The 21,706-nt window shown below is 60.3% G+C and carries 20 protein-coding genes; 3 read left to right on the top strand and 17 right to left on the bottom strand.

Going from position 1 to position 21,706, the window contains the following annotated elements; translation table 11 throughout:
* Positions 1 to 30 precede the first annotated feature (30 nt).
* On the top strand, positions 31 to 585 hold the full coding sequence (locus V6L79_RS18035; protein WP_261738699.1) for a TetR/AcrR family transcriptional regulator: 555 nt from the start codon (positions 31 to 33) through the stop codon (positions 583 to 585).
* Between the two features lie 101 nt (positions 586 to 686).
* Here the strand turns inward: V6L79_RS18035 and V6L79_RS18030 are convergent, their stop codons facing one another.
* The 7 genes from V6L79_RS18030 to V6L79_RS18000 all read right to left on the bottom strand — a co-directional run bounded on the left by V6L79_RS18030 (position 687) and on the right by V6L79_RS18000 (position 9,199).
* Positions 687 to 1,589, bottom strand: coding sequence for a LysR substrate-binding domain-containing protein (locus tag V6L79_RS18030; protein ID WP_261738698.1), 903 nt, complete (start codon positions 1,587 to 1,589; stop codon positions 687 to 689).
* Between the two features lie 88 nt (positions 1,590 to 1,677).
* Positions 1,678 to 2,454, bottom strand: coding sequence for a TorF family putative porin (locus V6L79_RS18025; protein ID WP_321833711.1), 777 nt, complete (start codon positions 2,452 to 2,454; stop codon positions 1,678 to 1,680).
* A gap of 89 nt (positions 2,455 to 2,543) precedes the next feature.
* Positions 2,544 to 4,286, bottom strand: a complete 1,743-nt coding sequence (locus V6L79_RS18020) for an amidohydrolase (RefSeq protein WP_338579288.1) — start codon at positions 4,284 to 4,286, stop codon at positions 2,544 to 2,546.
* 59 nt (positions 4,287 to 4,345) lie between these two features.
* Positions 4,346 to 5,644 carry an FAD-binding oxidoreductase gene (locus V6L79_RS18015; protein ID WP_338579287.1) on the bottom strand — a complete coding sequence of 433 codons (1,299 nt, stop codon included), beginning with the start codon at positions 5,642 to 5,644 and terminating at the stop codon, positions 4,346 to 4,348.
* A 49-nt stretch (positions 5,645 to 5,693) separates the two neighbouring features.
* Positions 5,694 to 6,782, bottom strand: coding sequence for a polyamine ABC transporter substrate-binding protein (locus V6L79_RS18010; RefSeq protein WP_395246761.1), 1,089 nt, complete (start codon positions 6,780 to 6,782; stop codon positions 5,694 to 5,696).
* A gap of 43 nt (positions 6,783 to 6,825) precedes the next feature.
* Entirely contained in the window at positions 6,826 to 8,184 is a 1,359-nt protein-coding gene (locus tag V6L79_RS18005) for a glutamine synthetase family protein (protein WP_261738693.1), read from the bottom strand.
* 130 nt (positions 8,185 to 8,314) lie between these two features.
* Positions 8,315 to 9,199, bottom strand: a complete 885-nt coding sequence (locus V6L79_RS18000; RefSeq protein WP_261738692.1) for a helix-turn-helix domain-containing protein — start codon at positions 9,197 to 9,199, stop codon at positions 8,315 to 8,317.
* A 129-nt stretch (positions 9,200 to 9,328) separates the two neighbouring features.
* Between V6L79_RS18000 and V6L79_RS17995 the strand changes: the two genes are divergently transcribed.
* Positions 9,329 to 9,709 carry a RidA family protein gene (locus V6L79_RS17995; protein ID WP_321833707.1) on the top strand — a complete coding sequence of 127 codons (381 nt, stop codon included), beginning with the start codon at positions 9,329 to 9,331 and terminating at the stop codon, positions 9,707 to 9,709.
* A 257-nt stretch (positions 9,710 to 9,966) separates the two neighbouring features.
* Here the strand turns inward: V6L79_RS17995 and V6L79_RS17990 are convergent, their stop codons facing one another.
* From V6L79_RS17990 to V6L79_RS24770, 10 genes are all read right to left on the bottom strand, one after another.
* Complete coding sequence (locus V6L79_RS17990; RefSeq protein WP_338579286.1) at positions 9,967 to 11,676, bottom strand: amidase; 1,710 nt, start codon at positions 11,674 to 11,676, stop codon at positions 9,967 to 9,969.
* Between the two features lie 93 nt (positions 11,677 to 11,769).
* A complete protein-coding gene (locus tag V6L79_RS17985; protein WP_338579285.1) occupies positions 11,770 to 13,041 on the bottom strand; it encodes an OprD family porin in 1,272 nt (423 codons plus the stop codon).
* Between the two features lie 62 nt (positions 13,042 to 13,103).
* Positions 13,104 to 14,297: a 3-(3-hydroxy-phenyl)propionate transporter MhpT gene (gene mhpT / locus V6L79_RS17980; protein WP_261738688.1), complete on the bottom strand. Its 1,194-nt coding sequence runs from the start codon at positions 14,295 to 14,297 to the stop codon at positions 13,104 to 13,106.
* Between the two features lie 158 nt (positions 14,298 to 14,455).
* Positions 14,456 to 15,466 (bottom strand): 4-hydroxy-2-oxovalerate aldolase, encoded by a 1,011-nt coding sequence (gene dmpG, locus V6L79_RS17975; RefSeq protein WP_046808984.1) that lies wholly within the window; start codon positions 15,464 to 15,466, stop codon positions 14,456 to 14,458.
* 10 nt (positions 15,467 to 15,476) lie between these two features.
* Positions 15,477 to 16,415 (bottom strand): acetaldehyde dehydrogenase (acetylating), encoded by a 939-nt coding sequence (locus tag V6L79_RS17970; protein WP_321836858.1) that lies wholly within the window; start codon positions 16,413 to 16,415, stop codon positions 15,477 to 15,479.
* Between the two features lie 32 nt (positions 16,416 to 16,447).
* On the bottom strand, positions 16,448 to 17,254 hold the full coding sequence (mhpD, locus tag V6L79_RS17965; protein ID WP_338580329.1) for a 2-keto-4-pentenoate hydratase: 807 nt from the start codon (positions 17,252 to 17,254) through the stop codon (positions 16,448 to 16,450).
* Positions 17,255 to 17,268: 14 nt separating this feature from the next.
* A complete protein-coding gene (locus V6L79_RS17960) occupies positions 17,269 to 18,138 on the bottom strand; it encodes an alpha/beta fold hydrolase (protein WP_261738686.1) in 870 nt (289 codons plus the stop codon).
* Between the two features lie 17 nt (positions 18,139 to 18,155).
* Positions 18,156 to 19,109 (bottom strand): 3-carboxyethylcatechol 2,3-dioxygenase, encoded by a 954-nt coding sequence (gene mhpB / locus V6L79_RS17955; RefSeq protein WP_338579284.1) that lies wholly within the window; start codon positions 19,107 to 19,109, stop codon positions 18,156 to 18,158.
* Between the two features lies 1 nt (position 19,110).
* Entirely contained in the window at positions 19,111 to 19,968 is an 858-nt protein-coding gene (locus V6L79_RS24775; RefSeq protein ID WP_405046647.1) for an FAD-dependent monooxygenase, read from the bottom strand.
* On the bottom strand, positions 19,943 to 20,758 hold the full coding sequence (locus tag V6L79_RS24770) for an FAD-dependent monooxygenase (protein ID WP_405046600.1): 816 nt from the start codon (positions 20,756 to 20,758) through the stop codon (positions 19,943 to 19,945). The genes V6L79_RS24775 and V6L79_RS24770 overlap by 26 nt, the downstream gene beginning before the upstream one ends.
* 139 nt (positions 20,759 to 20,897) lie before the next feature.
* Between V6L79_RS24770 and V6L79_RS17945 the strand changes: the two genes are divergently transcribed.
* Entirely contained in the window at positions 20,898 to 21,677 is a 780-nt protein-coding gene (locus V6L79_RS17945) for a DNA-binding transcriptional regulator (protein ID WP_261738683.1), read from the top strand.
* Positions 21,678 to 21,706 lie beyond the last annotated feature (29 nt).

Here is a 21,706-nt window from a genome sequence, read left to right as displayed (position 1 = left end):
TGTTCGGCATCTCCCATGAGGTCCTTGGAAATGAGTACATCCGATGCAATAACCGGTTCTGCCTTGCGCCTGTTCTATCGTCAGGGTTTTCATGCGACCGGAGTGGAGCAGCTGAGCCAGGAGGCAGGGGTTACCAAAAAGACCCTGTACCGGCATTTTCCAAGTAAGGAACATCTGGTCGAGGCTGCTTTGGCGCTTCGTCACAACGAGTTCATGGCCAAAGTGAACGCAGCGGTTGAGCAGGCTCCGCCAGCGCTGCGACCCGAAGCCTATCTCGACTTTATTGGCGCCTGGGTACAGGAGCCTGACTTCCACGGCTGCGCCTTTATCAATGCCTCTGCCGAATACGCCAGCCTGACACTGGCGCCGCATATTTTGGCCAAACGACACAAGCAGGCACTTGTGGCTTATCTGGAGCAAATATGTGCCCAAGCACACCTCAACAACCCTCGCTTGGCAGCCATGCAACTGCTGTTGATCGGTGAAGGGCTAATCGTGTCGAGTCAGGTCAACGGTGTGTGCCGCGAGTTGATCGCGGCGGGCAAGGAGATGGTGGGGCTATTAGGCTGTGATCCGAAGCAATAAACCTGCTCCCACAGTCGGGGTAACGCGGACCTTAAGTGAACAGCATTACCGCGTCGCCCTTGCAAAATCTGCCCTGTGGCAGGACTGCCCATCCGCCTTTCTCAGCTCTTGTCCCGCAGCGAAGCCATCGGCAACAACTCATCTATCAAACTGAACACCGTCGTTTTAACCGCGCTGTTCAGATCCGTCCAAGCCAGGCCGGTAGTTGCCCGGTAACTACCCAGCTCCAGGGGCCTGGAGATGACATTGGCGGGTAAGGCGCGTCCGGCATTGGCCGGTAGCAAGCCAACGCCGAGCCCGGCGGACACCAAGGCGAGCATGGTGGTGAATTCGCCCAACTCCGTCGCGATTTGCAGTTGCGCGCCGTGGCGTGCAAGCGATTGCATCAGTTCATCGTAAAAACCGGGAGCGTAGCGTCTGGCCAGGATAAACACCGGCAATTGGGCGAGGGCAGTCGGGGGCAGGGTGTCGCAGGCCACCAGCGGGTGATCGCCGGGCAGGGCAACGATAAAGGTTTCCTGCAGTACCTCGCGGGTCTGGATGCCCGGGATGGCAGCGGGCAAGCGCATTAGACCGAAATCAAGCTGACCGTTTTTCAAGGCGCTAGCCTGGTCCGGGCCGGGCATATCCTTGAGTTCCAGCTCGATACGCGGAAAGCGGGTATGCAGCGCGCGGATCAGTGAGGGCAGCAGTTCGGGCAATACCGATGAGACAAAACCCAAACGCACACGGCCGATTTCCCCTCGCCCACAGGCCCTGGCCACATCAGCCGCATGGGCCGACTGATACAGCGTGGCCCGGGCTTCGGGCAAGAAGATGGCACCCACTTCGGTCAGCGTGACCGAGTGCCGGTTACGCTCGAACAGGCGCACCCCCAGCTCTTCTTCGAGCATCTTGATCTGCATGCTCAGGGCCGGTTGCACAATGGACAGGCGTTGCGCAGCCCGGCCGAAGTGCAGCTCCTCGGCCAGGGTCACAAATGATCGCAGGTGTTTGATTTCCACAGAGCACTCCCGGCTACGTAACGACGTCTTGGCGGTGCTCATGGTACTGGATCACAGGATCATTGGTGACGCCGGGTCGCAGGTTTAATCAGAAGGTTTTGCTGGCGCTGGCCACCAGCGTTGCACCGCACACATCGTCGTAGCCGGTAAAGCTGGTGCATTGGGCTTTCGACAGGTCGGTATCGATATAGCTCAGCGCCCAGTCAATGCCGATCAGTTGGCGGCTGAGTTTGACTTCCCAGTCGTAGTAATCGGCCTGGCCCTTGCCGCTGTTGCTGAAAAATACGTCATCCTTGTAGTCGACGTATTCGTAGCGCAACGCCAAACCGATTTCGGCGGGCAGCACGGTGTGGTAACCGATAAACACCGTGGATAAGTCCTCGTCTTTCTTGCCCTCGTGGAACTCGCCGTTTTCATCCTCGTAATCCGGGCCTTTCATGTTGTTGACGTATTTGCCACCGAGTAAAACGCCGTATACATCGAGGGTGGCCTGGACATCGCTCTGGTTGTATCCGCTTTCACGGGGGTACTCGTAGCGGGTGTAGAAGGTGTCCAGGCTGATGTTGTCGTTGATTTGCCAGAAGTACCCGGCAAAGTATTCGAGCTCCTGACGGGTTTTAGAGTCGTAGCCAAAATCGACATTCGAGGTCCACAGGCCTGCGTACAAGCCACTGCTGTGGTTGAGGGTGATCGACAGTTGCGCAGCAGGGTCGCCCAGGGTTTGCGAGAGGCCGTTGGCCCGGTAATCGCTGATTAGCGTGGGCGTAATCACCAGCTGGAAATCGTCGTTGAGCTCCAGCGCCTGGGCGCTGAGCAGGGGTGTAAGGGCCAGGCCCGTGAGCATGCAGACAGACAATGCGTTCATATCAGTTCTCTTGTTTTTATAAGGCGCTATGAGCAATGTTTTTTTCGACCGCCCCGAGTGCAGGGACGGTCACAAGCCTGGCGAGCCAATCAGGCGTCGGGCGCGTAGACCTGCTTGCCGGCGAAGTAGGTCTTCAGGACTTTGGTGTCCGAGAGGGCTTCGTCATCAACGCTGAATACGTCACGGTCGAGGATGATCAGGTCGGCCTGCTTGCCGGGTGCCAAGGAACCGATTTGCGTATCCAGCCCCAGGGTTTTGGCGGCATTGCTGGTGTAGGCATAAAACATGGTCTGGCGATCAACGCTTTCCTTGGCATTGAGCACGCCCAGCGGGCCTTTGCGGGTGGCGGCCTGGGCGATGGCATTCCACGGGTTGGGGCTCGATACCGGCCAGTCGCTGGCGCCCGCGATCATGGCCCCGGCGTCTTTCAGGGATTTGGCCGGGTACTGATAGCCATAGGCAAATGCGCTGATGTAAGGCTTGACCAGGTCGACGGTGTAGCTTTCTTCGGTGGCCCACAGCAGTTGCATGGACGCCACTACCCCCAGTTGCGCAAAGCGCGGGAATTCCTTGGGATTGACCAGTTGCAGGTGGCTGATGCTATGGGTGACCGGTGCCGGGCCGAGCTTGCGCGCATATTCAAAGCCATTGAGGGACTCGCGCACCGCGCGGTCGCCGACTGCGTGCATATGGACGATCCAGCCGCGTTTTTCGGCTGCGACCACCAACTCGCCAAAGTGCGCCGGGTCGATCAGCAACTCGCCGTTTTTATTGTTGTTTTTGTAAGGCACGATGACCGCTGCGGTTTGCCCCGGGTATTCCAGAACGCCGTCGGCAAACACCTTGATGCCGGGGAAGGTCAGGTTGGGCACGCCTTCGAACTGCTTCATCACCTTGGCCAGCACTTCAAGGTCGGCGGGCTTGCTTTTGGAGTTGGTCAGCAGCAGTGCCGCGACGTGGGCTGACAGCTCGCCATTCTCTGCCAGCTGGCGATACAGCGGCAATACGCCGACGCTTTGTTCGGTGGCGGTGAAATCAAATAGCGAGTCGGAATGGCCTGCGTTCGAGGCTGCGTCCATCCAGCCCGTCACCCCATACTGATTGTTGATTTTCACGGCTTCACGGGCCGCCTTGAGCATCACCTCTGCGCTTGGCGGCGGGACCTGGCCGCGTACCTGGTCCCACATGGACTCGGCGACAAAACCGGTGGGGGTGAAGTCCGCCGCGTGACCGATATAATCGCGCTCCTTGCTTGGCAGGTTTTTAATGTAGGTGGCATCAATCCCGATGCGCTTGAGCATGGCATTGTTGGCCCAACCGGTATGCCCGTCGATACCGTTCAATACCAGTGGTTTGTCAGCCCAGCGGCCTTGATTGAAGTGTTTGCCCAACTCGCTGCTTTGCTCCCAGTAGGCCGAACTGACGCCCGCAATATTGACGACTCCGCCTTCCCCGGTAGTGCCCGCCTGCTCCTGCTCGGTGATCCATTGCTCAAGCTCGGGCAGGGGGATTTCTTCATCGAGCAGGTTCGCCCCAAGGCTGGCCAGGCCGGCAGCTACAGGGTGGCTGTGGGTATCAATCATGCCGGGCATCAGTACCTTGCCCGCCAGGTCAATGCGCTGGGTGCCGGAGTCGGCCAATGCATTGATCTCGGCATCGCTGCCGGCCTTGATGATCTTGCCGTTTTCGACGGCCACGGCTTTCACCAGTGGCTGGCCGGGCACGCCGGTGAACACCTTGCCGTTGGTGAATACCAGATCGGCAGCGGCCATAGCCTGCAAGGAGGGCAGGGAAAACAGGGCTGCCAGCAGGCAGGGGGTAAATCGCTTCATAGGAACGTCCTTTTTATTGTTGGTATTTTTGAATGGTGAGAGCAGGGCTTATGCGCCTATCAATGACCTGCGATTTCCTTGAGTCGATACCAGAGCATGCCCAGGGCCAATAAAGGCGAGCGCAGATGTTTGCCGCCCGGGAATGTCATGTGCGGCACGCGAGCGAACAGCTCAAAGCCCTGGCTTTGCTCAAGGCTTATCGCTTGTGCAACCAGTCGCGCCGCCATGTGCGTGGTATTGATGCCATGCCCGGCATAGGCCTGGGCATAGAACACATTGGGGTGGGTCTGCAAACGACCAATTTGTGGCAGCCGGTTGGCGCCGATGCCGATCATGCCGCTCCACTGAAAGTCGATGCGCTTACCCGCAAGCTGGGGGAATACTTCAAGCATTTTGGGGCGCATATAACCGGCGATGTCCTTGGGCGTGCGCCCGGAGTAGTGGCACGCGCCGCCAAACAGCAAGCGCCGGTCGGCCGACAGGCGATAGTAATCCAGGCCGACACGCTGATCGCACAGCGCCCGGTTCTCCGGAATCAGGGTGTGCGCCAGCGCTTCGCTCAAGGGTTCGGTGGCAATCACGTAGCTGCCGGCGGCCAGCACCTTGCCGCTGAGCGCCGGTTCCAGATCACCAAGATGGGCATTGCCGGCGAGTACCAGGGTCTTGGCGTGCACCACGCCGTTGGCCGTGTGCACCCGAACCTGGCTGCCATAATCGATGCGCATCGCCGCGCTGTTTTCGTAAATGCTGACTCCCAGTTGCTGAGCCACCCTGGCCTCGCCCAAGGCCAGGTTGAGCGGGTGCAAATGCCCCGACCCGGTATCGATCAGCCCGCCCAGATAGCGGTCCGAGGCGACTACGCGATGCATGTCCGCACGCTCAACCAGCTCGACCTTATGCCGATACCCCAGGTTTTGCAGTGACGCCTGCTCGGCGATAAGGTTTTCGACATGGCGCGGGGTGTTGGCCAACTCGCAAAAGCCCCAGCGTAGGTCACAGTCAATGCCATGCTTTTCGACGCGCTGGCGCACCAGATCCACCGCGTCCAGGCCCAGCCGCTCCAGCACCTTGACGCCTTCGCGGCCGATGGTTTTTTCGTGGGCGTCGAGGTCGTGGCCAACCCCGCGAATCAGTTGCCCGCCGTTACGGCCGGTGGCACCCCAGGCGACTTGCTGCGCCTCGAGCACAATCACCGAATGACCGCGTTCAGCCAGTTCAATGGCCGTGTTCAAACCGGTAAAGCCCGCGCCAATGATGCACACGTCTGCCTGCACCTTACCTGCAAGGGGCGGGCAACTGAGCTGCAGGTTGCGTGTGGCGCGGTAATAGGTGTGCGGTAAAGACATCGTGGACGTCATAAAAACTGCCTACTGAGTTGCCGGGCAGCCATTGCTGCCCGGCACAGGATTAACGACCGGACTTGAACTTGTTCCACGAACGCGTCATCCAGCGCATAAGGTCAGGCGGTAGCTCCGATGACACATAGAGCTTGGCCTGTACCGCCTCGGGTGGGTAAATCGATGGGTTATGAGTAATTTCCTCACCCATCAAGGCCGTGGCCGAGGTGTTGGCATTGGCGTAGCCCACGTGCTCGCTGATGTCGGCAATCACCTCAGGCTTGAGCAGATAGTTGATAAACGCATGGGCTTGCTGCGGGTTCTTGGCATCGGCCGGGATGGTCAGCATGTCGAACCACAGGTTGCCGCCTTCCTTGGGCACCACGTAGGCCACATTCACCCCGTTACCGGCTTCTTGCGCACGATGGATCGCCTGATACACGTCGCCGGAATAACCGAAGGCAATACAGATGTCGCCGTTGGCCAGGTCAGTCACGTATTTAGAGGAGTGGAAGTAGCTGATGTAAGGCCGCAGCGGTTGCAGTTTTTTCGCGGCGATCTTGTAGTCTTCAAGCTTCTCGCTGTTCGCATTGAGCCCAAGGTAGTTGAGCATCGATGGCATCACCTCATCTGGCGAGTCCATAAAGGCCACGCCGCAGCTTTTCAGCTTCTTGAGGTTTTCCGGTTCGAACAAAACGCTCCAGGAATCAATCTTGTCGATGCCCAATACCTGTTTGACCTTGTCGACGTTGTAACCAATGCCGTTGGTACCCCACAGATAGGGCACTGCGTATTCATTGCCGGGGTCGTTGGCTTGCAGTCGCGCGAGCAAGAGCGGGTCGAGGTTTTTCCAGTTGGGGATCTGCGACTTGTCGAGCTTCTGAAAAACCCCGGCCTTGATCTGCCGTCCCAGAAAGTGGTTGCTGGGCACCACTACGTCATAGCCGGTGCGCCCGGCCAGCAGCTTGCCTTCCAGGGTTTCATTGGAGTCGAACACGTCATAAATCGGCTTGATGCCAGTGTCGTGCTGGAAGTTAACCAGGGTGTCTGCAGCGATATAGTCGGTCCAGTTATAGATATTCACCGTGTCTTGCGCCGAGGCTTGGCCAGCCAGGGCGAAGAGGGTGGTGAAGAGCATTTTTTGGGCGGTACGTTTCATCCACATGTCCTTTCTGTGAGTCCATTTTGGAGTGCGTTTGGAGCTACACGCTAAACAGCAGGAACTCGCGTTCCCAGGAACTGATCACCTGCTTGTAGTTCTCGTGTTCGACCCGCTTGACCGCCACAAAACCTTTGGTAAAACGTTCACCCAGGTATTTTTTGGCCATGTCCGACTGCTCCATGCATTCCAGCGCGGCTTCCAGGGTCAGTGGCAGGCGCAGGTTACGGCGTTCGTAGCCACGGCCAACCACGGCTGCGCTCGGCTCTACGCCCTCGACCATCCCGGCGTAGCCGCAGAGCAGGCTGGCGGCCAGGGCCAGGTAAGGGTTGGCATCGGCGCCGGCCAGTCGGTTTTCAACCCGACGGTTTTGCGGGTCGGAGTCCGGCACGCGCAGGCCAACGGTGCGGTTTTCTTCGCCCCACTCAACGTTCACCGGCGCAGAGGTGTCGGGGAGGAAGCGGCGAAACGAATTCACGTTAGGGGCGAACAGCGGCAAGGTTTCGGGGATGTACTTTTGCAGGCCGCCGATGTGGTGCATAAACAGCTCGCTCATGCTGCCATCGGGGTTGGAGAACACCGATTCGCCGGTCTCCAGGTCAACCACGCTCTGATGGACGTGCATCGCGCTGCCGGGTTCGCCGGTCATTGGCTTGGCCATAAAGGTCGCGCTGACGTCATGCTTGAGTGCGGCTTCGCGCATGGTGCGCTTGAAAATAATGATCTGGTCAGCCAGTGACAGCGCCGCGCCGTGACGGAAATTGATCTCCATCTGCGCCGTGCCTTCCTCATGGATCAGAGTGTCCAGATCCAGACCCTGGGCTTCGCTCCAGTCGTACATGTCTTCAAACAGCGGGTCGAACTCGTTGGTCGCCTCGATCGAGTACGACTGGCGTCCGGTTTCCTGGCGCCCGGAGCGGCCAACCGGCGGCTTCAACGGATAGTCAGGATCGGGGCTGCGCTGGGTCAGGTAGAACTCCATTTCAGGCGCAACAATCGGCTTCCAGCCACGCGCCGTGTACAGGCTCAGAACCTTTTTCAGCAGGTTGCGCGGCGACAGCTCAATGGCATTGCCCTGCTTGTCATAGGTGTCGTGGATCACCTGTGCGGTGGGTTCGCTTGCCCAAGGCACGATAAACACCGCGTCCTGATCCGGGCGGCAGTGCATGTCGATATCCGCGGCATCCAGCAACTCGTAGTAGATATCGTCATCTACATAGTCGCCGGTCACGGTTTGCAACAAGACGCTCTCCGGCAGGCGCATGCCTTGCTCGTTGAGGAATTTGTTGGTGGGTGAGATTTTGCCCCGAGCGATGCCGCTCAGATCAGAGATCAGGCACTCGACTTCAGTGATTTTGTTTTCTTTGAGCCAGTGGCTCAGCCGATCCAGATTGCCTTTCATAACGCCTCTTGCAGGGAAATGCCTGAGCGCCCCCTGGCTGCTCAGTTCCGTGTTGCGAGGTGATAGTGCAATCGTGAGGCGGCGGGCTTCTATCCGATTTGCGTTTTAATGTGCGCCCTGTTTTGGTGCGCTAGCGGGTGCGCAGGAGGGTGCAACTGGGTAGTTCGCCGAACAGGCTGTTATAGGTCTGCGAGAAGCGGCCCAGGTGCCAGAACGACCAGCGCATGGCGATTTCGGCCACGGTGGTTTCGGCGGGGGACATGCGCAGCAAGTCGCGGCGGGCAAAATTCAGTCGCCGCAAGCGTTGCCACTGGCTGGGCGAGACGCCGGTGAAAGAGGTGAAGCTGTGTTGCAACTGACGCACCGAAACCCCTGCAGCATTGGCCAGTTGCAGTACGTTGAAGTGCTCTTGCGGGGCGGTCATGACCAGATCGAACACACGCCGGATCAGGCGGCGGTCATGGGCCAGGTGTTTTTGGTGGGCGTAGTCGAGTGTCTGGCGCGGACAGTCGAGGATATACAGGCAATCGTCGACCAGTTGCTGTGCCAGGCCTTCATCGGGGGGTGGCGAATCATCCGCGGCCAATTGCTGCAGGGTGTTGCTTAGCCAGCGGCCAAAAATCCGGCTGTGCTGGGACACCAATGGCGTGAGGAACAGGCCATCGAGTGTGTTCAGATTCAGGCAATCGAGTTGCTTGAGATACTGCGGCCCGATCACCACTGCCACTTCCTTGTAGTTCTCCGGTGTGATCCAGGTGTTTTGGGTTTCTTCGTTGAGCAGGTACAACGAGCCGTTTTGCGTGTCAAAACTGAACACCAGGGACGCTGCGGGCGCTTGAAAATGCTGCTCGATACGGGTGTTCATCTGCTCTTCGTACACTTCGATGCCGTTGAGTTGCAGGTGCACCACCTTGCCCTGGAAGTAACCAGCCGACATTTGTTGGTAGTGTTCCTGCCAGCCGGCAATCACCAGTTGCTGATCCACGTCCGCAGTGTTGTGGGATTGAATCTGCATGGTTTGCTTCCTCGCTCAGGGCGAAATTTATACTTATTGTTTCAGCGCACCCTAGCAGCGTGAAAAAAACCGCGCAAGGCACGGGCGGAGGTTGGAGAATATGTTTTTTACTTCTTGCAAGAGATCCTTATGACTCAACAGGACATTACCTACATCCCTGATCCTGATGCTGAATCCATCTCGTCTGATGTTGCCGGTTTCGGCGGTTTACTGGTTTCGACGCAGATCCCGACCCGCGCGGACGGTAGTCTGGAACTGGGCGGGATTGTCGAGCAGAGCGAGTGCACCCTGCAGGCACTCAAGTTGGCGCTGGAGAAAGCTGGCAGCTCGATGGATCGGGTGCTCCACCTGACTATTTACCTGACTGACATGGCGGATCGTGCGGCATTCAACGAGGTGTACAAACGCTTCTTCGCCAAGCCGTGGCCGGTTCGTGCTGCCGTGGGTGTGGCGGCGTTGGCGGTTGAGGGCATGCGCGTGGAAGTAACGGCGATGGCGGCCAAGGGCTGAAAACGGGAAGGACGGTAAATTTCCTGTAGATACTCTGTTCCAGGTCAAGCCCCAGTGGGAGCGAGCCTGCTCGCGAATGATCTTCGCGAGCAGGCTCGCTCCCACGCTTGATGTATCTCTGTAGATACTCTGTTCCGGGTCAAGCATTAGCGAAGTGTTTCTCGCTAAACAGCTTGGCCGGATCAAAGGGCTCACCTGTGCGGAAAGTCTCGATAATCAGTGGGGAAAACAACCCCCACCCTGGCCCTGTATTCCGCTCAGCAACCTGACAGCGGTGGCGTACGCGGCGGAACCAATCGCTTGGATCCCGTGGCCTCGAATGCCGAAGCAAAGCGCAGCAAGGCCGAGTCGTCATAGGCACGGCCGGCAAAGGTCAGCCCCACCGGCATGCCGATATCGGCCATCACGCCCATTGGTACCGTAACGGTTGGTACGCCCAAATGGCGGATGGCGAGGTTGCCGTTGGCCACCCATACACCGTTGCTCCAGGCGATATCCGCAGAGGCAGGATTCACATCTGCATCCGCTGGGCCAACATCGGCGACGGTCGGGAACAGCACGGCATCGAGACCCAAGCGGTCCATCCAGTCTTCCAGGTCGATGCGCCGCGTTTGCTCAAGGCCGCGCAGGCCGTCCGGGACGGTGCTGATCTGGTCCCACGGCGTGATTGTGCGCTGGGCCATGCGTACGTATTCGTCCATGCCCGCGGCCAACTCATCTTCACGATTGGGCAGGGTGCCTGGGTCGTGTGGAAAAATCAGCGAGCCATCAACGTCGGCCAAGCGATTCAGTTTTGGGTCGCCGTTGGCGCGCAGGAAGTCATCAAACGCCCAGCCCGACAGCTCCCAAAGCTCATCATGCAAAAACGCTTTCGACACCAGCCCACGGTTATACACCGTCGGCGCGCCTGGGCGATCACCCTCGCAGTTGGAGACCAGCGGGAAGTCGACTTCGATCACTTCGCCGCCTTGGGCTTCGATGGCTTGACGTGCGGCTTGCCACAGGTCGATCACCGAGGCGCGGGTGATGATGCGTTGCCCGGTCGGACCGCCGATGCCCGGTGTTTCGGCCGTGCCCGCTTCAGGGTCGGCATTGATGTACATGCGCGGCACGCCAAAGCGCTTGCCTGCGAGTGCGTCGCCTTTAACGGCAAGTTCTGCATACGAAGCCGGGCGCACCGAGGCAACACTCGGGATCGGCACCCAGGGTTGCAGGCGCCACAGATCACCACGGGTGTCCGGGTCTTCAGCCACCACCACATCGAGCACTTCCAGCAGGTCGGCCATGGTTCTGGCAAACGGCACCACCACGTCCATGGTCGGTGTCAGCGGCCAGTTACCGCGCACCGAGATCACTCCGCGAGAAGGCGTGTAGGCACACAAACCGTTGTTGGAAGCGGGCCCGCGTCCGCTCGACCAGGTTTCTTCGGCCAGGCCGAACGCCGAGAAGCTGGCCGCCGTGGCCGTGCCTGCACCGTTGGAGGAGCCGGAAGCGAAGGGGGCCGTCAGATAGTCGGCGTTGTACGGGCTTTCGGCGCGGCCATAAACCCCGCGCTGCATGCCGCCGTTAGCCATGGGCGGCATATTGGTCTTGCCCAGGCAGATGGCGCCGGCGCCGCGCAGGCGTTCGATGGTGAACGCGTCACGATAAGCGATCAGGTCCTTGAAGGCCGGGCTGCCCGACGCTGCAGTCAGGCCCTTGACCAGGTAACTGTCCTTGGCAGTGTAGGGAATGCCATCCAGTGGGCCCAGGGTCTGGCCCTTCGCCCGGCGGGCATCGGAAGCCTGCGCCTCGATCAGCACCTGCGGGTTGCGCACCACCACCGCATTCAGCGCGGTGGGCGTGTCGGGAGTGTCGTAGGCATCGATCCGTGCGAGATAGGCCTGCACCAGCTCGACCGCCGTGGTTTGGCCAGATTCAAGCGCCGCGCGCAGTTGGGCTATGGAAACCTCGGTCACTTCAATCATGGACTTACCGCTGGTGGCTGATGGGAGGCCGCAGAGCTTATCGAATGTCCTGCCTGCTCAGCCAGCCCATGTCGCATTTGTTGTCGTAAATCGTCACCAGAGCTTCCAGGTGTAATCGATATTGACCCGCAGTTCGTTGTCATCCCGGTGGCTGGCCTGTGCTGTGAAGTCGTTGCGGTACCAGGCGTTGCGCAACCGCAGCGAGAGGTCCTTGAGCGGTCCGCTCTGCAGCACATACGAGACCTCGATATCCTTTTCGCTCTCGCTCAGGTTCGAGCCGCCGAATCGGGCCAGCTCGATATTGTCGCCACTTACGTAGCGCAGCATGCCGTTGAGTCCCGGCGCCCCCATTGCAGCGAAATTGTAGTCGTAGCGCACCTGCCAGCTGCGTTCCTTGGGGTTGAGGAACTCCGAACTCAGGGTGCCTTCGGTAATCACCAGCGGTTCGGTGCCAAACAGATACGGCATGCCGGTCTTGCCGGTCAGTTGCATGTAGCCGGCGCCGAATTTGTGGGCGCCCAGGCTGTAGGTCAGCATCAGCGCCGCATTGCGGTTGTCCACCGTTCCGGCCTTGGCTGCCCCGTCCTCGCCGGTGACAAATAGACGAAAATCGCTTTTCAGGCTGCCGGGGCCCACCGGGCGATTATCGACGAGGCCGTAAAAATCCTTGCGGTACAACTGCGCGAGTTCAGCGTGGTAGTACTTGAGAGTCAGGTGCGGTGACCAGGCATAGTCGCCGCCGATGAACATGAAACGGTTGGACTCGGCCGCGCCATTAAAGCGGCCATTGGGCGAGCCGACCGACATTTTCTGGTAGTCGGTAGAGTCACGCAGGTTGATGCGGTCCAGCCAGCCGACATGCAGCGTCAACTGCTCAATTTCCTGAGACTTCAGGTACGCGCCGCGAAACGTCTGCGGCAGCAAGCGGGTAGGGCTGGCGAAGGCGATCGGTAAAAAGGTGCTGATGGTGCCCAGTTGCAGCTCGCTTTTGGAGGCGCGGACCTTGGCTGTCAGCCCCAGCTCCGAGTACTCAACGGCAGGTTCGCGGGTGGTAGCGTTGTAGGGCAGCAGGCCGGTGCCGGTGCGTGCGCGTGAGGAGTCCAGGCGCACGCCGAGCAAGCCTTGGGCGTCCAGGCCGAACCCGACCGGGCCTTCGGTGTAGCCCGAGCGCAAGTTGAGGATAAACCCCTGTGCCCATTCCCGGGCAGCAGCCTGGGGCGTTGCATTGACGTAGTTGCGATCAAAGTAATAGTTGCGCATCACCAGATCAGCGTGGCTGTCATCGATAAAACCGCTGGCCAGGGCGGGGCCCATGGATAAAACGCAGGTGCAGGCGCTGAGCGCCCGAAGAACAGTCTTGAGCATGGCGGGTTCACTTTTATTGTTATTGGGGGTGGAGCTCTGCGCGCCTTTCGACGCGCAGGTTGTCAGTCCGGCGCTGCTGCGTTGCGCCGCACCGACAGGTAAAACATGGCCACGGCCGCGATCACGATGCCCGGCGCCGACGCCAGCATCACCCCGGCGGTGCCGGTGCCCAGCGCGAGCATTTTGCCGGCCACCAATGGGCCGCTCATGGCACCGAGGCGACCGATTGCCACCGCGCTGCCCACGCCCGTGGCGCGTATGGAGGGACGATAGAAATGTGGCGCCAGGGCGTAGAGCACGCATTGGCCACCGGTGGCAAAGAAGCCGGCGATAAAGCCCGCTGCCAGCATACCCGGCAAATGACTGGCCAACCCGAGGGCGGTCAGTGACACGAGGATGCCTATATAGATAAGCGCCGACAGGGCCCAGGCGGGCAGGCGGTCCATGACCCAGCCCAGAAACAGAGTGCCGGCCGCTGCGCCAATTTGCAGGGCGAGCATCACCCAGCTGGCTTGACGCCCGGTGAAACCCTGGCCGATCACCAGGCTGGGCAGCCAGTTGATCAGGATGTAGACCACCATCAGGGTGAAGAAATAGCTGACCCAGATCAGCGCAGTCGGCAGTGCCGCGCCATCGCGAAACAGGCCCTGAACCACACCGACAGGCGCCTCGCCCTGAACCTTGCGAAACTGCTGCGATTCTGGAAGGTAGAACCCCAGCAGCGGCACGATCAGCAGCGGCACCACACCGCCGACGTAGAACACCACTTGCCAGCCACCGACCAGGTCGGCGATGCCGATCATGGCGGCCAGCGCAGCGCCCAAAGGCACGCCGCAATACATCAGGCTTACCGCCGTACCGCGCAAACGCGGGCCAGCCACTTCGCTGGTGAGGGCAATCAGGTTGGGTAGTGCCGCGCCCAGTCCGACGCCCGTCAGGCAACGGGCGACCAATAGGCTGTTGAAGTCCCAGGCCAGCGCCGTGGCCAGGGAAAACACCCCGAACAGCACCACCGAAGCCATCAGTACGCGCTTGCGGCCAATGCGGTCAGCCAGCCATCCACCCGCGAAGGCACCGGGCAACAGGCCGAAAATCCCGGCGCTGAAGACCCAGCTCATGTGTAATTTATCCAGTTCGAACGCGGCAGCCATGCCTTGAGCAGCGATCCCAGCGGCCTGTAGATCAAGGCCCTCCATCAGTGCCACGAGGAAGCACAGGCCGATAGTGCGGGCCATTTGCAGATTGAGTGAAGTCATGGGCTGTACCCGTTTTATTGTTGTTATGGATGAAGCAGCGTTAACCCCTGTTTCTGTGGGAGCGGGTTTGCTCGCGATTGGATCAATGCGGTTCGTCAGGTGCACCGCGTTGCCAGCATCGCGAGCAAGCCCGCTCCCACAAGGGGGCAAGTAGGGCTTTAGCGTTTAAGCAGGTCCAGCGCCACGTCGACGATCATGTCTTCCTGGCCGCCCACCATCCGCCGTTTGCCAAGCTCCACCAGGATGTCCAGCGTCTTGAGCCCGTACTTGGCCGCAGCGATTTCGGCATGGCGCAAAAAGCTCGAATACACCCCGGCATAACCCAGCGCCAGGGTTTCGCGGTCGACCCGTACCGGGCGATCCTGCAACGGTCGGACGATGTCATCCGCTGCATCCATCAGCGTGTAAAGGTCCGTGCCGTGGTTCCAGCCCAGGCGCTCGGCGGCGGCGATAAACACTTCCAGCGGGGCATTGCCGGCCCCGGCACCCATGCCCGCGAGGCTGGCGTCGATCCGGTCGCAGCCTTCTTCAACCGCCGTAATCGAGTTGGCCACGCCCAGCGACAGGTTGTGGTGGGCATGCATGCCGGTTTCGGTCTCAGGCTTGAGCACCGCCTTGAACGCGCGGAAGCGGTCGCGGATATCCTGCATGTTCATGGCGCCGCCGGAGTCGGCCATGTACACGCAAGTGGCGCCGTAGCTCTCCATCAGCTTGGCCTGTGCGGCCAACTGCTCGGCCGGGATCATGTGGCTCATCATCAGAAAGCCCACGGTGTCCATGCCCAGTTCACGGGCGTATTCGATGTGCTGCTTTGATACATCGGCTTCGGTGCAATGGGTGGCGATGCGCACCACCCGGGCACCGGCGTTGTACGCGGCCTTGAGGTCGTGAACCGTGCCGATGCCGGGCAACAGCAAGGTGGTGATTTTGGCGTGGCTGATTACATCCGCCGCCGCTTCGATCCACTCCAGATCGGTGTGCGAGGCAAAGCCATAGTTGAAGCTCGAACCCTGCAGTCCATCACCGTGGGCTACTTCGATGGCGTCGACACGGGCCTTGTCCAGGGCGCGGGCGATATCCTGCACGTTCTGCAACGAGTACTGATGGCGCACCGCGTGGCTGCCGTCGCGTAGGGTTACGTCGCTGATATAGATCTTTTTACCGTTCATGGTTTTCCCCTCAGGCGTTGAGCATCGACAGCGCCATGCGCTCGGCGGTGGCCAAGGCTGCGGAGGTCATGATGTCGAGATTTCCGGCGTAGGCCGGCAGGTAGTGGGCGGCGCCTTCGACTTCAAGAAACACCGACGTCTTGAGGCCGGAAAACCTGCCCAGACCGGGAATGGTCAGCGGCCTGTCTTCAGGGATTACGTCAAACTGCACGCGTTGCTTGAGGCGATAGCCCGGCACATAGGCTTGCACCGCTGCGGCCATTTCAACGATGGATGCCTCGACCAGTGCCTGGTCTGCGGCCTCGCTTAGCACAAAAACGGTGTCGCGCATCATCAACGGCGGCTCTGCCGGATTCATCACGATGATCGCCTTGCCCTTGGTTGCACCGCCAATCACTTCGATGGCCCTGGAGGTGGTTTCGGTGAACTCGTCGATATTGGCGCGGGTGCCGGGACCGGCAGATTTGCTGGCAATCGAAGCGACGATTTCGGCGTAATGCACTTTGGCCACACGGGACACGGCGGCGACCATCGGGATGGTCGCCTGCCCGCCGCACGTGACCATATTGACGTTTAGCTGGTCGAGGTTCTGTTCCAGATTGACCACTGGCACGCAGTACGGGCCAATGGCCGCAGGCGTGAGGTCGATCAGGCGGATACCGGGTTTGATGCCGCGCAGAAAGGCGTCGTTCTTGACATGGGCGCCGGCGGAGGTGGCATCGAACACGAAGTCGATGTCCTTGAACACGTCCATGCGCGTCAGGCCTTCAACCCCTTCGTGGGTGATCGCAACACCCATGCGGGCAGCGCGGGCCAGACCGTCGGAGGCCGGATCGATACCGACCATGGCGCCCATTTCCAGGTGCTTGGCATTGCGCAGGATTTTAATCATCAGGTCGGTGCCGATATTGCCGGAGCCGATGATGGCGACCTTGAGTTTCTTGTTCATTATTGTTGCCTCATGTGCACGCAAGTCGCCGATTACTCGGCGCCGCTGTGTTGCGAGAAGTCCACACCGACACTGCCGATGCCTTCGATATGCGCGTCGAAACGATCACCGGCGGCCACGGCCACCATTGGCCCCAGTGCGCCTGTCAGGATGATGTCGCCCGCTTGCAGCGGATTGCCCAGACGCGCCATGGTGCAAGCCAGCCACACGGCCGCATTGAGCGGATGGCCCAGGCATTGCGCGCCGCTGCCACTGGAAACCTCTTCACCATTGCGGGTCATGCGCATGCCCGCATTGCGCAAGTCCAGCCCCTCGAGGCTGCGGGCCGGGCCGCCGAGTACGTAGCAGCCACTGGAGGCGTTGTCGGCTACCGTATCGACAAAGCGGATGTTCCACTGCTGCACGCGGCTGCCGACGATTTCCAGGGCCGGGACCACCCAGCCGGTGGCGCTCATGACTTCGTCGAAGGTGGTGTCGGGGTGGGGCAGGTCATGTTTGAGGATCAAGGCGATTTCAGCCTCGATCTTGGGTTGCAGCACGCGCTCGATGGGCACGGTCTGGTTGTCGCCGTAGCACATGTCTGCGAACAGGGTGCCGAAGTCTGGTTGGTCCACGCCTAGTTGCGCCTGAACCTTGGGGTTGGTCAGGCCGATTTTTCGGCCCACTACCCGGCGTCCATTGGCGATGCCGTGGGCGACATTGAGCTGCTGGATGGTGTAGGCGGCTGTCGCGTTGTCTTCACCGATCAGCTCGCGCAGCGGTGCGATGGCGTTGCCGTGAGTTTCGGCGTGACGCAAATCGGCGGCCAGTTTGGCCAGTGTCTCTGGAGTCGGGTTCATGGCGGTCTCGGTCATCAGTGGGTCAGGAAGTCCAGCACCATGCGGTTGAAGGTGTCGGCGTGCTCCCACTGCGCCCAGTGGCCGCAGCGGTTGAACACGTGCAACTGCGCTTTAGGCAGTCCGGCCAGCAGACGCAAGCCGGTGTCCATCGGCACAAAGCGGTCTTCGCGACCCCACACCAGCAGGGTTTCTGCGCTGATTTCGTGCAGGCGATGGCTGAAGTCGGGGAACTGCTTGGGATTGAGGGTGCTGCTTTTAACGAAGTTTTCCAGATGGTCGCGGCGCGCCAGGAGGTTATCCAGGCGGGTCTGGAACAGTTCTTCGGTCAGGCTGCTGGCGTCGAAAACGAAGACGTTCATCATCTTTTTCAGGTTTTCAATGGTCGGCTCGCGGTACAGCGCACCGATCAGTTTGATGCCTTCGGTGGGCTGGGGCACAAACGCGCTCGGGCCGCCGGTGCCGCCGCCCATGAGGATCAGTTTGCCGATGCGCTCCGGGTTTTCCAGAGCGAAGGCTACGGTGCTGTGGGCACCCATCGAGTTGCCGATGATGTGCACCCGGTCTAGGTCCAGCACATCGAGCAGCCCCTTGAGCGCCGACGCATTGAGGTTGGAGCGCGAACCTTCGCTGACCACCGGGTCGCTTTTGCTCCAGCCCGGGCAGTCGAGCAGGATCACCCGGTAACCGGCTGTCACCAACGGTTCGATGTTGCGGTGGAAGTTGGCCCAGCCGCTGGCGCCGGGCCCGGAGCCGTGGAGCATGACCACAGTCTCTGCACCTTGGCCGACGTCGTTGTAGTGCAATTGCAGGTCCAGGCCGCCTTCCTTGATACGGGCAAAGCGGCTGGTCGAGGCTTCAGTGAATACGCTGGCAGTGGTAGTCATGGCAGTGTTCCTTGAATTCAAAGGGTGTTGTTCAGCGGCTGCGCGCCAAGGGCGCCGAAGCCTGCGATCCACTCGGGAATCGGGCGGTAGTAGCGGCCTTCGGTTTGGTAAGGGCCGAAGGCGGACAGGGCGGCGAAGGCGGCGACCCAGGTTTTCACCTCGTGGGTCGACTTGCCGGCCAGCGCCGACAGCTCGTCATTGCCCAGGGCGTCGAGGTCGCTCAGGCGGCCCTGTTCCAGGGTGTCGAGAAACTGTTGGTCCCATACCGGGTTGAGCGGATGCAGGCTGTTCTGGTCTTCGACAAAGTGCCGTGCGGCCTGGATCACCCGCTGCTGGCGAGCCTCGCGCTCATCGGCTGGCAACTGGCGGCCGCTGCCCATCAGGCGGTCGGCCATGCGTGCATCGGCCTTGGCCAGCTCTGGCACCGGGGGTTGATGTGACAGGCCTCCGGACGCGAGAAACAGCACGCGCAGGTCCAGTGATTTGGCCCATTGGCCGATGGCCTCACCCAGCAAGCGCGCACGCTTGAAGCCGGGCAAGGGCACTGCCACCGAATTGATGAAAACCGGAATCACGGGGCAGGTGCGCAACCCGCCCAGCAACAGTTCCAGCGGTTGGGCAAAGGCGTGGTCAACCTGCATTCGATAGGACACGGCGGTGTCTATTCCGGCATCCATGACGGCTTGGGCGCAGGCTTCTGCCAGCGCTTTAGGTACGTCGAGGGGGCCGGCTGCCGTGTCGAAATCACCGATGGCATCGGCGGCCATGCCAATGCAAAAGGGCGGCATTACGTCGTAGAAAAAGCCGTTGTAGTGATCGGGTCCCAGGAGCACGATCAGTTGCGGATCGAAACGGGCAATACGCTCGCGGGCATCGCTGATCATGCTGTCCACTTCGGCCAGCACTTCAGGTGCCGGGTCGACGTAGCCCACCAGCGGCGTATGTGACAGGCAGTGCAGATATGCGCTCATTTCAGGCCACCTTGCTGACGATTGACGTCACGCTGGCTTGCGTCTGTGCGTTGAGTGCCAGGGCCAGTTCATTACAGGCTTTGCCAAGGGTTTGTGGTGTGGCCAACCCGGCGAGAAAGCGATCAGGGCGCAGCAGGGCGATGGACGATGAACCGCGAGCGAACCACTCGCGCAGGCGGCCACTGCTGTCGCCGATGCGAATCACGTCGTTGCCGGCGTCGCTCGGAGCCCTGAGCTGGACGTCCGGCAGCACTTGAATAAACCGCGTGCCCAGGGTTTTCCATTGCGCAATCTGCGCTGGCGTCAGGCCCCAGGTGGGGTCGCAACCCCAGGCGATAATGGCGAAGCTCTCGCCGATCACTTCATCGAGTAGAACGGTGGTGCCGGTGTCGGTCAGTACCTTGGGCTGAATAAACATCTTGCCCACCGGCGAGCCTTTTTCGCTTGGCACGATCAGGGCTCCGCGGGTGTATTGCGGCATGGGCTTGAAGCGCATTTCGACGAAGTAGCGTTTGACCGGTGGCACATAGTTGAGCAGCCACGACACGCCATCACGCAGAGTGCCCTGCCAGCGCTTGGGTGGCGCCAGTACATGGCCGGCCAGAACGGATAGGTCGATCATCGCCTTGGCGTGGTCGCGGCGTTCCAGCTCATAGCTGTCGAGCAAGCGGTCGCTGGCCAGACCCTTGATCACCAGCGACAGCTTCCAGGCCAGGTTGGAGGCATCGCGCATGCCGCTGTTGTAACCCTGGCCCTGCCAGACCGGCATGATATGTGCGGCATCCCCGGCCAGCAGTACCCGACCCTGACGAAAGCGTCCGGCGAGGCGTGCGTTATGGGTATAGACGCGGCTGCGGATCAGCTCGATGCGGTAGCACCTTGGCCAGCAGCTTGCGCATGTTTTCGGGCTTGCTCAGCTCGGCCTCGGTTTCGCCGGGCATCACCATAAACTCGAAGCGGCGCACGCCGTGGGGCAGGGCGGCCGATACGTAGGGCCGCACCGGGTCGCAGCACAGGTACACATGGGGCGTACTGAGCGGGTCGTTGGCGATATCCACCACGATCCACTGATTGGGCGCGGTCTTGCCTTCAAAACTGATATCCAGGCTGCGGCGTACCAGGCTGTTGCCGCCGTCGCAGCCGATCAGGTATTTGGCCTGCAAGCGCTCGCTGCGACCTTCGGTGTTTTTCAGGCTTAGTTGCACGCCGCTGTCGCTTTGCTCGAAGCCTTCGAGTTCGCGGCCGAACAGCACCTTGACGTTGTCAAAGCGGGCCAGGCCTTCGAACAGCACGCGGTCTGCCAACGGCTGGATAAAGGCATTACGGCGGGACCAGCCGAACTCATCGGTCTTGGGCTGGATATCGGCAAAGCAACGACCCTTGGGCGTCATAAAACGCATCGCATGCCAGGGCGTAGTGTGCGGCAGCACGTTATCGGCAAGGCCGACTGCCTGGAAGGTACGCAGGCTTTCGTCATCCAGGCCGATGGCGCGGGGGTAGTCGATCAGGCTGTCGAGTTTTTCCACCAGGGTGACGTTCACACCACATTGGCCCAGGTAGTTGGCGATCATCAGTCCGACCGGGCCGGCACCGACAATCGCGACATCGGTGCTCAGGTCCAGAGGTGAAGCAGTGTGAGCAGAACTCATGGGTATCTCCGTACAGCGCTTTTTTGGATTTCTTGTTGGGCGCAGTATGGAAATCACGAGGCTGGTGAACAACGACAACCCTTGCTAGTGTGCACACAGTGCACATCGTTGATTTACCTATAAAAATAATGGAAATGACATGAGCGAAACCGAATATAAGGCCGTGCGCGGCTTGATGCGCGGGCTGTTGCTGATCAACGGTCTCAACCGTTTCGATGGTGGTGCCAGCACCGCACAACTGGCTGAACACAGTGGCCTGCATCGCACCACAGTGCGTCGTTTGCTCGAAACTCTGCAGGCCGAAGGTTATGTGCGGCGCAGCGAGTCTGATGACAGCTACCGGCTGACGCTCAAGGTGCGCGAGCTCAGTGAAGGCTTTCGCGATGAACAGTGGATTTCTTCAATTGCCGCGCCCTTGTTGGGCCAGTTGCTCCAGCAAGTGGCCTGGCCTACCGACCTGTGCACCCTGGATGGCGATGCCATGGTGATACGCGAAACCACTCACCGATTCAGTCGCCTGTCATTTCATCGTTCGATGGTGGGGCGCCGCTTGCCGTTACTGATGACGGCGACCGGGCGAGCCTACTTCGCATTTTGTCCGCCTGCCGAGCGGGAGGAGTTGATCGAGCTGATGATCAGTCGTGACGACTCGCAATCGGCGCTGGCGGCGGATCGCCGATTTGTCGAACGGTTGGTGGAGCACACACGCAACAAGGGCTATGGGGAAAACAACTCGCACTGGGGTGAGGAGCGCAAAATCGCTGCGATAGCGATCCCGGTGATGTATCAGGAGCGGGTGATGGGTTGCCTGAATCTGGTGTATATCGCCAAGGCCATGCCGGTGGAGGAAGCTGCTCGCCGCTTTTTACCGGCGATGCAGGAGGTGGTGGGAAAGATTCAGGCGGGGTTGGTTCAATAGCCATCTCAGGCTCATATGATTTTCACGGT

Origin of the sequence: Pseudomonas sp. ML2-2023-6, from assembly GCF_037055265.1 — a bacterium.
Lineage (GTDB): Bacteria > Pseudomonadota > Gammaproteobacteria > Pseudomonadales > Pseudomonadaceae > Aquipseudomonas > Aquipseudomonas kulmbachensis.
Note: the sequence above shows the minus strand (reverse complement) of the source record. Positions and strands in the feature narration are given on the sequence as shown.